This is a genomic window from Kocuria sp. ICS0012 (genome assembly GCF_001665945.1).
GTDB classification, from domain to species: domain Bacteria; phylum Actinomycetota; class Actinomycetes; order Actinomycetales; family Micrococcaceae; genus Kocuria; species Kocuria marina.
Window position 1 is genome coordinate 181,118 of the sequence record NZ_LZMM01000046.1, and the last position, 13,409, is coordinate 194,526.

The 13,409-nt window shown below is 68.8% G+C and carries 11 protein-coding genes and 1 pseudogene; 3 read left to right on the plus strand and 9 right to left on the minus strand.

Features of this window, described 5'->3' with window-relative positions; translation table 11 throughout:
- The first annotated feature begins 193 nt into the window (after nucleotides 1–193).
- Nucleotides 194–1,258 carry an alcohol dehydrogenase gene (locus A5728_RS08025; protein ID WP_064846531.1) on the plus strand — a complete coding sequence of 355 codons (1,065 nt, stop codon included), beginning with the start codon at nucleotides 194–196 and terminating at the stop codon, nucleotides 1,256–1,258.
- A 181-nt stretch (nucleotides 1,259–1,439) separates the two neighbouring features.
- On the opposite strand, the gene cls is transcribed toward A5728_RS08025, so the two are convergent.
- From cls to purS, 5 genes are all read right to left on the minus strand, one after another.
- Nucleotides 1,440–2,930, minus strand: coding sequence for a cardiolipin synthase (cls, locus tag A5728_RS08030; protein WP_064846532.1), 1,491 nt, complete (start codon nucleotides 2,928–2,930; stop codon nucleotides 1,440–1,442).
- Between the two features lie 13 nt (nucleotides 2,931–2,943).
- Complete coding sequence (locus A5728_RS08035) at nucleotides 2,944–3,459, minus strand: GNAT family N-acetyltransferase (protein ID WP_035960795.1); 516 nt, start codon at nucleotides 3,457–3,459, stop codon at nucleotides 2,944–2,946.
- Nucleotides 3,460–3,498: 39 nt separating this feature from the next.
- A complete protein-coding gene (purL, locus tag A5728_RS08040; RefSeq protein ID WP_064846533.1) occupies nucleotides 3,499–5,796 on the minus strand; it encodes a phosphoribosylformylglycinamidine synthase subunit PurL in 2,298 nt (765 codons plus the stop codon).
- 160 nt (nucleotides 5,797–5,956) lie between these two features.
- Nucleotides 5,957–6,748 carry a phosphoribosylformylglycinamidine synthase subunit PurQ gene (purQ, locus tag A5728_RS08045; RefSeq protein ID WP_064846534.1) on the minus strand — a complete coding sequence of 264 codons (792 nt, stop codon included), beginning with the start codon at nucleotides 6,746–6,748 and terminating at the stop codon, nucleotides 5,957–5,959.
- Nucleotides 6,749–6,750: 2 nt separating this feature from the next.
- Entirely contained in the window at nucleotides 6,751–7,008 is a 258-nt protein-coding gene (gene purS, locus A5728_RS08050) for a phosphoribosylformylglycinamidine synthase subunit PurS (RefSeq protein WP_035960791.1), read from the minus strand.
- Nucleotides 7,009–7,242: 234 nt separating this feature from the next.
- On the opposite strand from purS, the gene A5728_RS08055 reads away from it, so the two are divergent.
- Entirely contained in the window at nucleotides 7,243–8,085 is an 843-nt protein-coding gene (locus tag A5728_RS08055; RefSeq protein WP_064846535.1) for an SDR family oxidoreductase, read from the plus strand.
- 104 nt (nucleotides 8,086–8,189) lie between these two features.
- Nucleotides 8,190–10,007: a glycoside hydrolase family 15 protein gene (locus A5728_RS08060; protein WP_231885570.1), complete on the plus strand. Its 1,818-nt coding sequence runs from the start codon at nucleotides 8,190–8,192 to the stop codon at nucleotides 10,005–10,007.
- Between the two features lie 39 nt (nucleotides 10,008–10,046).
- On the opposite strand, the gene A5728_RS08065 is transcribed toward A5728_RS08060, so the two are convergent.
- The 4 genes and pseudogenes from A5728_RS08065 to A5728_RS08080 form a co-directional block, all read right to left on the minus strand.
- Nucleotides 10,047–10,418 carry a Rieske 2Fe-2S domain-containing protein gene (locus A5728_RS08065; RefSeq protein WP_064846536.1) on the minus strand — a complete coding sequence of 124 codons (372 nt, stop codon included), beginning with the start codon at nucleotides 10,416–10,418 and terminating at the stop codon, nucleotides 10,047–10,049.
- A 233-nt stretch (nucleotides 10,419–10,651) separates the two neighbouring features.
- Nucleotides 10,652–11,548, minus strand: a pseudogene (locus tag A5728_RS08070) (3-methyladenine DNA glycosylase); the annotation flags it as partial.
- Nucleotides 11,541–12,062 carry a MarR family winged helix-turn-helix transcriptional regulator gene (locus tag A5728_RS08075; protein ID WP_082943329.1) on the minus strand — a complete coding sequence of 174 codons (522 nt, stop codon included), beginning with the start codon at nucleotides 12,060–12,062 and terminating at the stop codon, nucleotides 11,541–11,543. The gene A5728_RS08075 and the pseudogene A5728_RS08070, both read right to left, overlap by 8 nt.
- A 14-nt stretch (nucleotides 12,063–12,076) precedes the next feature.
- A complete protein-coding gene (locus A5728_RS08080; protein WP_064846537.1) occupies nucleotides 12,077–13,363 on the minus strand; it encodes an aspartate kinase in 1,287 nt (428 codons plus the stop codon).
- Between the last annotated feature and the right edge of the window lie 46 nt (nucleotides 13,364–13,409).

Here is a 13,409-nt window from a genome sequence, read left to right on the forward strand (position 1 = left end):
AGACCGTTCCGTCGGATGCGCCGGCCCCGTAGTGTCGTCGTGCGCTGTCGCGGGCCCCGGTGGGCGTGCGTAGACATTACTCCCGAGTCCATCTGCCCCAATGAGCCGGTGCATATCGCTGTGATGCGGCCTACAGTGATGGCGTAGCCCACATGAGAAGCGCACATGCGAATGCGCCACGAAGGAGTCAGCCATGAAGGTTTTCGGTCACACAGAACCCGGTGCCCCGGCGGAGGAGATCGAGCTGGAGAAGCCCCAGCTCACGGGTTCCGAGGTGCTGGTCCGCGTCACGAACTCGGGGGTGTGCCACTCGGACGTCCACTGTCAGGACGGGTACTTCGACCTGGGCAGCGCGGGGCGTCGCGAGCTGACCGCCTCGGGCGCGCAGTACCCGGTGGTGCTGGGCCACGAGATCGTGGGAGAGGTGGTGGAGGTGGGCCCGCAGGCCACGGTGCAGCCGGGGGACACCAAGTACATCGTCTACCCCTGGGTCGGGTGCGGTGAGTGCCAGGCCTGCCAGGAGGACCGCGAGAACTACTGCAGCGGCGCCAAGCGCAACCTCTCGGTGGCGCTCAACGGCGGCTACGCGGAGGAGGTCCTGGTTCCAGGGGACCGCTACCTGGTGCCGCTGGGCGACATCGACCCTTCCTTCGGTGCCACGCTGGCCTGCTCCGGGCTGACGTCCTACTCGGCCATCCAGAAGATCATGCCGGTCCCCGCGGACAAGCCGGTTGCGGTCATCGGCGCCGGTGGCGTGGGGCTCATGACCATTGCGCTGCTGAAGGCCCTGGGTCACGAGAACATCGTGGCGGTGGACATGAGCGAGAAGGCACTGGAGAACGCCACCGCAATGGGTGCCACGGCCACCGTGGTAGCGGGTGGTGAGGCCCCCCACCAGGACATCGTGGCGGCCGGCGGGGAGAAGATCGCCGCGGCCATCGACCTGGTCAACAACGGGGACACCTCCAGCGCCGCCCTGTTCGCCATGGCCAATGGCGGCACCCTGGTGAGCGTGGGGCTGTTCGGCGGCCAGTTCACGTTCCCCACCGCGCTCGTGGCGTTCAACCTGCTGAACATTCGCGGCAACTTCGTGGGCAGCCTGCCCGAGCTCAAGGAGCTCGTGAAGCTCGCCCAGGACACGGATCTGCCCAAGCCGCCCATCACGGAGCTCCCGCTCACCGCACAGGAGGTCAACTCCGCGCTGGACGGCCTGCGCAACCGCACGTTCAACGGCCGCGCGGTGCTCGTAGCGGGCTGATCCGCACCGGGCCCCGTGCCCACCGTGCACGACGACGCCGTCGCCACCCCGATCTCTGCGGGCGGCGACGGCGTTCGCGCACCCGGGCGAGGAACGGACACTCGCGCCCGCCCCGGGTGGGCGGCACCGAGGGGACGGACGACGCCGCACCCGGCCCCGCGGCGTCGTCGTCCGGGGCGCGTCAGAGCAGGCCGGAAGTAAGGCGGCAGACGTTCTCCACGAACTTGCGCCCCAGCGAGCGCTTCTCCCAGGCCTCGAGGTCCAACAGGGTGGAGTTGGCGCGGAACTGCTCCACCACGTCCTCCATCCGGGTGCGGAACGGCTCGTCCACGATCAACACGGAGACCTCCAGGTCCAGCGCGAAGGAACGCTCGTCCATGTTGGACGAGCCGATCACGGAGACGATGTCGTCCACGAGCACGAACTTGGCGTGCAGCACGGTGGGGGAGCTGTACCGGTAGATCTCCACCCCGGCGCGCGCGAGTTCGGAGTAGTACGAGTTCTGAGCGTGCTGGGCGAGGAACTGGTCCGAGGTCTCACCCACGAACAACTGCACCCGCACGCCCGCCTGGGCCTCCGTGGTGATGGCGTGGAGCAGGGACTCGTCCGGGACGAAGTACGGGCTGGAGATCACCACGCGGTGATTGGCGTTGTAGATCAAGTGGTTGAACAGGCGCAGGTTGTTCTCGGTCTCGAACCCGGGCCCGGACGGCACCACCTGGGCGTACATGGGCCCGGCCGTGTGCTCGAGTGCGGCAGGGGTCTCGTCCAGCAAGAGGTCGTCGGTTTCCGAGTACCAGTCCGAGACGAACACCGCGTTCAACTCGGTGACTACGGATCCCGTGCCCCGGACCATGAGGTCCTTCCACTCGAGGCCCTTCCGCAGGTTCTTCTTCTTGTTGTAGGAGCGGTGGATGATGTTCTGTGAGCCCGTGTAGGCCACCTGGCCGTCCACCACCAGGATCTTGCGGTGGTTGCGCAGGTCCGGGCGCTGCCACTCACCACGCCACGGGCGGATGGGAAGCATGCGCCGCCACGGCACCCCGGAACGGTTGAACTGGCGGACCAGTTCCGCGTACCCCGGGTAACCCAGGGACCCCACGTGGTCGATCAGGATCCGCACGCGCACACCTCGTTCGTGGGCGCGGATCAGGGCATCGAGCAGCTCTCGGGAGACCTGGTCCACGGCCACGATGTAGAACTCGAAGTGCACGTAGTCCGTGGCGCGGTCCACGTCCCGGGCCATCCGGGCCATGGAATCGTGATTGTCGGTGAGGATCTCGAAGTCGTTACCGCCCACCATGGGCAGGGCACCCAGGTTCTGGTTCAGCTCCGCGGTGGTGCGCACCCATTCCGGGTGCTCGGCGAGCTCGGGCCCCAGCGGGAGGCGCTCGGGGGTGTTCTCCTGGATCACGTGGTTCATCCGGGCCTGCTTGGTCATGCGTTTACGCGGTAACCGGGTGGAACCGATCACCACGAACAACAGGAGCCCCGCGTACGGCATCAGGAAGATGGCGAGCAACCACGCGAGCGCCACGGACGGACGGCGCTGATGGGGGATCCAGCCCAGGGCCAGGATCTTCAGGAGCAGGTCCAGGACCGCCAGGATGATGAGGATCCACTCCGGCAGGGTGTCCGCGGGGAGCAGGTCGAAGGGTATCCAGGGGTACATCCGTGACCGTTCGTCAGGGGCGTCGCAGGTAGTAGGTGTCCTCCGAGCCCTCGGAGGGTCGTTTCACGAACCCGCAGCGCACGAGCACCCGGCGTGCCGGTTCGTGGTCGGCCGGGACGGAGCCGTGCACCGCACGGATCCCGGGGTCCTCGAATGCGCGGTCCACGAGCGCACGCAAGGCCTCGGTGGCCAGCCCCTGGTTCTGGTGCTCCGGGACGATGGACCCCTTGACCTCCAGTTCGTGGTCCATGGCGGGTCCCGCGAACCCCGCGGCGCCAATGACCTGCCCCGAGCTGAGCCGGATCACGACGAGCAGGGCGCAGTCGCTCTCCGTGAAGAAGTGCTCACCGGCCTCGATCGCCTCCCGGGCCCAGTCCTCGTTCTCGGGGGTGGGGAAACCCGGCGCGAACTCGGGCAGTCGTGAGCCCCCGGCCACGGCCTCGAGTTCGTCCGGTGTGAACGCGCGCAGCTCCAACCGCTGCGTGCGCAACGGCTGCGGCGGAACCGGCCGCGGCATATCGTCCAACATGGCTCCCTCCGAGGGTTCTCGTGCTCTGGCCCCGGCCCGTCAGCCGAAGTGACGGGGCAGGGTTGATGCGTGGGCGGTCTTCAGCTCGTCCAGCGCCACCGTGAACTCGCCCTGGAAGTCCAGGGCCCCGGCCTCGGTGTCCACCACGCCGATCCGCGCGAACGGGTAGCGGCGCACGGTGCACATGTCCTGGAAGCGCACCTCCTCCGAGCGCGGCACGGCCACGACGGCGCGGCCCTGCGTCTCGGAGAACAACAGCGTGAACAGGTCCACGCCGTCCCGCTCGGCGACCTCACCGAGGCCGATCCGGGCGCCCACGCCGAAGCGCAACGCCATCTCGGCGAGCGTGGCCCCGAGGCCGCCCTCCGCGACGTCGTGCGCGGCGTCGATCATCCCGTCCCGGGACATGTTGATGAGCATGTCACCCAGGACGCGCTCGCGGGCCAGGTCCACGCGCGGGGGCAACCCACCCAGGTGGCCGCGCACGCGCGCCCACTCGGAGCCGTCCAGCTCGTCCGCGGTCTCGCCGAGCAGGTAGATCGCCTGGCCATCCTCACTCCAGCCCGAGGGCGTGCGGCGCGTGACGTCGTCGAACACGCCCATCATGGCAATCACCGGGGTGGGGTTGATGGCCACGCCGCCGGTCTGGTTGTAGAGGGAGACGTTACCGCCGGTCACGGGCACACCCACGGTCTGGCACCCGTCCGAGAGGCCGCGCACGGCCTCCGCGAACTGCCACATGATGTCCGGGTCCTCGGGGGAACCGAAGTTCAGGCAGTCGGACACGGCCACGGGGCGCGCGCCCGCGGTGGCCACGTTGCGGTACGCCTGGGCGAGCGCCAACTGGGCGCCCTGGTACGGGTCCAGGCGGGTGTAGCGGCCGTTCGAGTCCGTGGAAAGGGCCACGCCCAGGTTGGTGCGCTCGTCCACGCGGATCACGCCGGCGTCATCCGGCATGGCCATGGCGGTGTTGCCCTGAACGTAGCGGTCGTATTGGTCGGTGACCCAGTCCTTGGAGCACAGGTTCGGGGAGGCCATCAGTTCCACGAGCGCAGGGCCGAGCTCCGCGCCGGACGGGCGGGCGGCGTCCTCCGGGGAGCCCGTGAAGTGGGCTGCCTGCAGGGCGTCCTGGGATTCGGGGCGCGCGTAGGGGCGTTCGTACACGGGACCGTCGTGGGCCACGGTGCGGGGATCCACGTCCACGATGACCTCACCCTGGTAGTCGATGACCAGGCGGCCGGTGTCCGTGACCTCGCCGATCCACGAGTACTCCACGTCCCACTTGGCCATCACGGCCTCGAAGCCCGCGACCTTCTCGGGGGTGACCACGGCCATCATGCGTTCCTGCGACTCGGACATCAGGATCTCGCCCGGGGTCAGGGACGGATCGCGCAGCAGGACCTCGGTGAGGTCCACGCGCATGCCGCCGTCACCGTTGGACGCGAGCTCGGACGTGGCACACGAGATGCCCGCCGCACCGAGGTCCTGGATGCCCTCCACGAGCGAGCCCTTGAACAGTTCCAGGCAGCACTCGATGAGCACCTTCTCCGCGAAGGGGTCACCCACCTGCACCGCGGGGCGTTTGGAGGGCTTGGAGTCGTCGAAGGACTCGGACGCGAGCACCGAGGCGCCGCCGATCCCGTCCCCGCCGGTGCGCGCGCCGAAGAGCACCACCTTGTTGCCCGTCCCGGACGCGTTCGCCAAGCGGATGTCCTCGTGGCGCATCACGCCCACGGCGAGCGCGTTGACCAGGGGGTTGCCCTGGTAGCACGGGTCGAACTCCACCTCTCCGCCGATGTTCGGCAACCCCAGCGAATTGCCGTAGCCGCCCACGCCGGCCACGATCCCGTGCACCACACGCTGGGTGTCCGGGTGGTCGATCGCGCCGAAACGCAACGGGTCCATCACGGCCACCGGGCGGGCACCCATGGAGATGATGTCCCGCACGATCCCGCCCACGCCCGTGGCCGCACCCTGATAGGGCTCCACGTAGGACGGGTGATTATGGGACTCGATCTTGAAGGTCACGGCCCAACCGTCCCCGATGTCCGTGACGCCGGCGTTCTCACCGATGCCCACCATGAGGTTCTTGCGCATCTCGTCCGTGACCTTGTCCCCGAACTGGCGCAGGTGCACCTTGGAGGACTTGTACGAGCAGTGCTCAGACCACATCACGGAGTACATGGCCAGTTCCGCCGCGGTGGGGCGGCGGCCCAGGATCTCCTTGATGCGCTCGAACTCGGTCTCGTTCAGCCCCAGTTCCGCCCAGGGCAGCTCGGTGTCCGGGGTGGAGGCGGCGTGCTCCACGGTGTCCAGGTTGAAGTGGGTTTCGCTCATGACGACTACTAGATCCCTTTGCGAACGATGGGGCGTGCGGTGCCGGGCGGGCGCTCACGCGGAGGCATGGTGTGGGCCGGGTGCGGTTCCCCGAACTGGCCCGATGACGAACGGATGGGACGCCGCGGTCCTCGCTGCGGGCGAGCGCGGCGTGGACGGGTCAGCGCAATAGGTGTTCCAGGGCGGAGACGAAGACGTCCAGCCCGTCTGTTCCCTGGCGCATCTGGACCGGACCGGAGCCGGAAAGATCGGCGCCGAAGCCCGGTTCCACGGCGTGCTCGGGGTGGGGCATGAGTCCCACCACGTTGCCCCGCGCGTTGGTGATCCCGGCGATGTCGTTGCGGGAACCGTTGGGGTTGCCGCCCGCGTAGCGGAAGACCACCCGGTGCTCGGCCTCTAACTCGTCCAGGGTGCGCTGATCCGCGACGTACTGCCCGTCCTGGTTCTTCAGCGGCACCACGATGGTCTGGCCCTGCTCGAATCGCCCGGTCCACGCAGTGTCCGTGTTCTCCACGCGCAGCGCCTGGTCCCGACAGATGAACTTGAGCTGTTCGTTCTTGATCATGGACCCCGGCAGCAGGTGGGCCTCGGTGAGTACCTGAAAACCGTTGCAGATCCCCAGCACCGGCATGCCCTCCCGGGCATTGGCAGCGTCCACGATCCTGTCCATGAGGGGGGCGAAGCGGGCGATCGCACCGGCGCGCAGGTAGTCCCCGTAGGAGAAGCCACCGGGCAGGATCACGGCGTCCACACCGTTGAGGTCCTTGTCTGCGTACCACAGCGGCACCGCGGTGCCGCCGGCGATCTCGACGGCGCGAGCGGCGTCGCGGTCGTCGAGCGTGCCCGGGAAGGTCACGACACCCACCCGCACGTCCGCGAGTCGAGAATCGGTGGCGGGTTCGGAGAGGTCCGCCACGAGGGGCGTCTGCTCGGCCGTGAGGTTCTGGGCCACGCTCAGTCCTCCTCGGGGGCCACGGAGACGTTCACGACGTCCTCGATCACCGGGTTGGACAGTAGCTTCTCCGCGGCTTCGCGGGCCTGGGCGAGCACCTGCTCGTCCGCTTCGCCCTCGACCGTGAGTTCGAACCGGCGGCCCTGGCGCACCTCCGTGAAACCGCTGAGCCCGATCCGGGGCAACTCATTCGCGATCGCCTTGCCCTGCGGGTCAAGGATTTCCGGTTTGGGCATGACGTCAACGACGATACGGGCCATTTCCACTACTCCTGCGCTTACGGGCCAATCCTCGCCCATCCTATCGGCCCGCGGGTGGGCCGCGGGCAGACGGCAGAGCTGCCGTGCGCGGCCCGCAGGGGATGTTTCCGGACACGGGCGTCCCCTACGATGGAAAGTGTGCTGAGCGTCGGCCCGCCCGGGAGTCCTCCCGGTCACCGGGTCGGCGAAGCGCGAGAGTTCGCCCGGACCCGCTCCACCAGAGAGGACACTGTCATGGGATTCCCTGAACAACAGCAAGAGGCCCCCGGACTGCAGGCCGAGATGAACCCTGTCCCCGATTGCGGTGAGGACAGCTACCGCGGATCGGGCAAGCTCGAGGGCAAGGCCGCGGTTGTCACCGGTGGTGACTCCGGGATCGGCCGAGCGGTGGCTATCGCCTACGCCCGCGAGGGCGCGGACGTGCTGATCACCTACCTGCCCGAGGAGGAACGGGACGCCCGCGACGTCGCCCGCTACATCGAGGAGGCGGGACGCAAGGCCGTCCTGGTCCCCGGGGACCTGTCCGAAGCGGCGCACTGCCGTGCCGTGATCGCGAAGGCCGTGGAGGAGTTCGGCAAGGTGGACGTGCTCGTGAGCAACGCCGCCTACCAGATGACGCGCGAGAGCCTCGAGGAGATCCCCGACGAGGAGTGGGAGCACACCTTCAAGCTCAACGTGGGGGCGTACTTCTACCTGGCCAAGGCGGCCGTGCCGCACATGGCGCCGGGATCGGCGATCATCGGCAGTTCGTCGGTCAATTCGGACATGCCGGTCCCCACCCTGGCGCCGTACGCGGCGACCAAGGCGGCGATCGCCAACTTCTCGGCGAGTCTCGCGCAGTTGCTCGGGGAGCGCGGGATCCGCGTCAATAGCGTGGCCCCCGGGCCCGTCTGGACACCGTTGATCCCTTCGACCATCCCCGCGGAGCAGCTCGAGAGTTTCGGGGACGCGGAGCCCCTCGGGCGCGCCGGCCAGCCCGCAGAACTGGCCCCGGTGTACGTGTTGCTCGCGTCCGACGACGGCAGTTACGTCTCCGGGGCGAGGATCGCCGTCACCGGCGGCAGCCCGATCCTGTGACCCGGCCGCGCTGACGTCACCGAGTCCTCCGGAGGGCGGGTCGTGCCGTTCCTGCGGCGCGATCCGCCGTCCTCCCGTCCCGCCTCACGAGAGAAACGAGCCCCGTGAACGCAACCCCCGACCGCGCCGAGCTCCTGAACAAGGTGTCCCGGCGCCGGGACGGCTACGTGGACCTGCGTTCCTACGCAGCCCTGGGTAACGGGCGCACCGTGGCGCTGGTGGCCCAGGACGGATCCGTGGACTGGTACCCCGTCCCGGACCTGGACTCCGCGCCGCCGTTCGCCAAGCTGCTCGACGCCGAGCACGGCGGGTGTATCGAGCTGCGCCCGGAGGAGGAGTTCGAGGTCACCCGGGAGTACGTCCCCGGGACCAACATCCTGACCACCACGTTCTCCACGGCCTCGGGGACCGTGCGGGTCACCGATTCCCTCAACATGGGGTCCACGGGGCAATTGCCGTGGAACGAACTGGCCCGCTCGGTGGACGGTGTGACCGGGAACGTGGCCATGGTGTGGCGGGTGGCCCCGGGCACCATGTTCAACACCGTCTCCCCGTGGGTCGAGATGATCGCGGGGGAGCCCGTGCTGCGCACGAACCGGGTGGGCATGGGGGTCCGCACCGACGATGCGGGGGAACCGCAGGTGGGGACCCAGCAGATCTCCGGGCGGTTCACCACGCGCCCCGATTCCGAGCACCTGCTCGCGGTGGTCGCCACGCACGATGAGCCCTTGCGCCTGCCCTCGCCCCGTGAGATCCGCAAGAACGTGGCCATGACCCGGGACACGTGGCGCCGATGGCGTGATCTGCTCGACTATGACGGTCCCTACCGCGCGGAGGTCGAACGCAGCGCCCTCGCGCTCAAACTGCTCAGCCACAGCCCGTCGGGGTCCGTGGCGGCCGCGGCGACCACGTCCCTTCCCGAGAACAGGGAGGGCACCAAGAACTTCGATTATCGCTTCGCGTGGATCCGTGACGCCACCTACACCCTGCACTCGCTGTTGCGACTGGGGGAGCAGGAGGACGTGCACGCGCAGGTGTCCACGATCCTGCGCCGGGCCCGGGCACAGACCCCCGACCTGCACGTCCTTAACCGCTTCGACGGCGAGGTCCCCGCCTCCGAGATGACCGAGTACGACGCCCCCGGGTGGCGGGGGATCGGCCCCGTGGTCTCGGGCAACGACGCCGCGGACCAGTTGCAGTTGGGCGTGTACGGGGACGTCTTCGACATCGCGCACCTCTACGTGGGCGGCGGCAACGTGTTGGACACCGCCACCGCCCGGATGTTCGCCGACCTCGCGGACGCGGTGTGCGACCTGTGGCGCCGCCCCGACTCCGGGATGTGGGAACTGCCTGAGCACCGGCACTACACGAGCTCCAAGCTGGGGTGCTGGCACGGCCTGGACCGGGCCGTGAAACTGGCGGAGGCCGGTCACATCCCCGGGTGCGTGGATCGGTGGCGCTCGGAACGGGAACGGATCCGGGAGTGGATCGAGACCGAGGGCTGGAGCGAGGAACGGGGCGCGTACGTCTGGTACCCGGGAACCGACGAGCTGGACGTGTCCGTGTTGCTGCACGCGATGACCGGGTTCGATCGTGGTCCCCGCATGTCCTCGACCATCGACGCCGTTCGGGAGGAGCTGGGCCGCGGTCCGCTCATGTACCGCTACAGCGGCATGGAGAAGGAGGAGGGAGCGTTCGTGGCGTGCTCGTTCTGGACCGTGGCGGCGCTGGCCACGGTGGGCCGTCGTGAGGAGGCCGTGGACCTCATGGACGAGATGCTCCCTCTCGCCAATGACGTGGGGTTGTTCACCGAGATGATCGACCCCGAGGACAACTCGTTTCTGGGCAACTTTCCGCAGGCCCTCAGCCACCTGGCCCTGCTCAACGCCGCCGTGGCACTCGAGCAGGCGACGCTCGAGTAGGACGCGCTGCAGCAGGGGACGACGAACGCCGAGGTCCGCTCAGTCGAAGCGCGCCACCACCCAGCCGTCCACCACATCCACGGCGGCCGCGGGGAGGTCCTTGGCCGGGTCGTGCGGCAGCTGCCGACCGGCGGCCATGGCCAGTCGCGAGCCCAGGAACCGGCCGTCCGGGCCGAACACCCAGTAGTGGTTGGGACACTCGAAGCTCTCGGCGCGCCCTGCGGCCTCCCGGCACACCGTGGCCTGCTGGTGTGGGCACGTGTTGGACAGCACGTGCAGCGCCCCGTCAACATCCCGGGTCACGAGCACCGGGCCCGCGCTCGAGCGGGCGGTCACGAAGTCGAGGGGTTCTGCCACCGCGGAGACCGCCGTGATCCGTTCCCATCCGTGGGCGGTTTCCCCGGGCCTCATGAACGGTCTCCGCGAGTCCGAGCGGTTCGGCCCTGCATGACGACGCCGCTCGCGCCGTTCCGTCCGACTGCTCCGGTCTGCGTCATAGCGCCGATGTGCCCGCCCGCTCCGGACTGCCTCGTCGCGCCATCATGCCCGGCCGCGCGGACGGACACCGCGGCGTCGTCCGAACGGCGTGACCGGGGCGCGGAGCCGGCGGAATCGAGCGGCGCGGACGCGGCGTCGTCGACCCCGTCCAGGAGCCGCTCGACGGCCGCCGCCAAGCGCTCTCGCAACCGATTACCCCGCTGCGCGAAGGCGCGCTGGCGCCGGACGTACTCGGCCTTGCCCTCGGGCGTCTCGATCCGCACGGGCTCGTACCCCCATTCCGTGAGGTCGTAGGGGGAGGCCTCCATGTCGGTCACGCGCACGTCCCACGCGAGGTCGAAGCAGTCCGCGAGCAGGTCCGAATCCACCGCGGGCAACAACTTGTAGGCCCACTTGTACAGGTCCATGCTCGCGTGCAGGCACCCCGGCTGTTCCATGCGGCGCTGTGACTCGCGCGTGGGCTGCAGCTCGTTGCGTTCCACGGCCTGGGGCTGGAAGAAACGGAACGCGTCGAAGTGCGAGCAGCGGATCCGGTGGGCCTCCACCACGTCGTCTGTCCCGGACGCCCCCAAGCGCAACGGCGCGTCCTCGTGGCGCACACCGTTGCTCTGCGCGCGGTAGGCCATGGCCCACTCATGCAGCCCGAAGCAGTCGAACGTCCCGCTCCTGGCCAGGGTGTTCGCGAGGATCTCGCGCGTGAACCGCACCGCGGTGCCCCGCTCGGCCACGAATTCCTCCACCGCGACGACGACGCCGCTCACGCCCTCCCCCGCGCCCGCCGCCTCGAGCTCCGCGGTCGTCGCGGGACGGTAGTGCTTCCAGCCCTCGCGCTCCGAGGCATCCAAGAGGATGACGCCGGGCCCAGGGTGCCACCGCGTGAACTGGGCCGGGGACAGCGTGTAGTACGTGAACAGGAAGTCCTCCACGGGATGCGTTTCCCCGCGGGACCGCCGGTCCAGGAACGGCCGGGTGTGGGGCGCCACCCGCTCCGCGTGCGCGTGCGCCCGGCGTGACCACTCCTCCCGGGTCAGCGCCTCATGCACTCTCGGCGTCCTGGGTGTTGTCGATCAACCGCTGCATCCCGCGGTTCAGCAACCGGACCTGTTGAGGGGACAACCGCAACCGGCGCATCATCTCCGGTTGCACGGCCTGCGCCCCGTCCTGCAGACGCGCGCCCTCCTCCGTGAGAGTCACGGCAAGGGCCCGCTCGTTGTGCGGATCGCGTTCCCGCGTGAGGTAACCGCGGGCCTCCAAGCGTTTGAGCAGGGGCGAGAGCGTTGCCGAATCTTGCATGAGCTGCTCGCCCAGGTCCTTCACCGTGCGCGGGTTGGCATCCCACAGCGCGAGCATCACGAGGTACTGGGGCAGCGTCAGTCCCAGAGGCTCCAGCACGGGGCGGTAGCTGTGCGCGACCCTGCGTGACGCCACGGACAGCGAGAAGCACAGCTGGTCCGCCAGGGACAGCGGATCCTCGACGGCGGATTCGTCCGAACCACCCAGGAAGTCGATGATCTCGGCGAGCCGGGGATCCTCGGACGGGTCCGAATCAGAACTCATGGATGAAGCCGGGGTCAGCGTCCCGTACCCCCGTACACCGTGGCGGTCTCGTCCGAGTCCAGACCGAACACCGTGTGCACGGCCCGGACGGCCTCGTCGAGCTTGGCGATGGACGTGATGATCGAGATCCGGACCTCGGACGTGGAGATCATGTCCACGTTGATGTCGTTCTCCGCGAGCGCCTCGAAGAACGTGAACGCCACGCCGGTGTTGGTCTTCATACCGGCGCCCACGAGGGAGAGCTTGCCCACCTCGTCGTCGTAGTCCAGGCTCGCATAGCCGATCTTCTCTTCGGCGGCACGCAGCAGGTTCATGGCCAGGTCACCCTGGGACTCGGCCAGGGTGAAGGACACATCGGTGAGCGGGTTCTCGCCGGTGGAGACGTTCTGGACGATCATGTCCACGTCCACCTTGGAGTCGGCCAGTAACCGGAAGATCCGCGCGGCGATCCCGGGGCGGTCGGGGACCCCCACGATGGTGATCTTGGCCTGGCTGCGATCATGAGCGATACCGGCGATCAGCGGCTGTTCCAAGGGGATCTCCTTCTGCGGCGTGAGGTTCTCGTGCGGGCTGGGGATGACCATGGTGCCCTCGTTGTGACTGAAAGACGAACGGACGTGCAACGGCACGTTGAAGCGGCGGGCGTACTCCACGCAGCGCAGGTGCAGGATCTTGGCGCCGTTGGCGGCGAGCTCGAGCATCTCCTCGGAGGAGACCCGGTCCAGTTTCTGGGCGGTGGGGACGATGCGGGGGTCCGCGGTGTAGACGCCGTCCACGTCCGAGTAGATCTCACACACGTCCGCGTCCAGGGCGGCGGCGAGCGCCACGGCGGTGGTGTCCGAGCCGCCGCGGCCCAGCGTGGTGATGTCCTTGGATGAGCGGTTGACGCCCTGGAACCCGGCAATGATCGCGACGTTGCCGTGGTCGAGCGCCTCACGCACTCGGAGGGGGCTGACCTCCACGAGCTTGGCCGCACCGTGGGCGCCGTCCGTGATCATTCCGGCCTGGGATCCGGTGAAGGACTGCGCGGGGACGCCGAGGTCGGAGATGGCCATGGCCAACAGGGCCATGGAGATGCGTTCCCCGGAGGTCAACAGCATGTCCAACTCGCGAGCCGGTGGTTTGCGGGCCACCTCACCGGCGAGGTCCAGGAGGTCGTCCGTGGTGTCACCCATCGCGGAGACGACCACGACCACCTGGTGGCCGGCGTTCCTGGTCTCGGCTACTCGCCGGGCGACCCGGCGGACACCGTCGGCATCGGCGACCGATGAACCGCCGAACTTCTGGACAATGAGGCTCATACATTCCTCTCACAGGCAGGCACCCGGCCCGAACGCACGGGCGGTC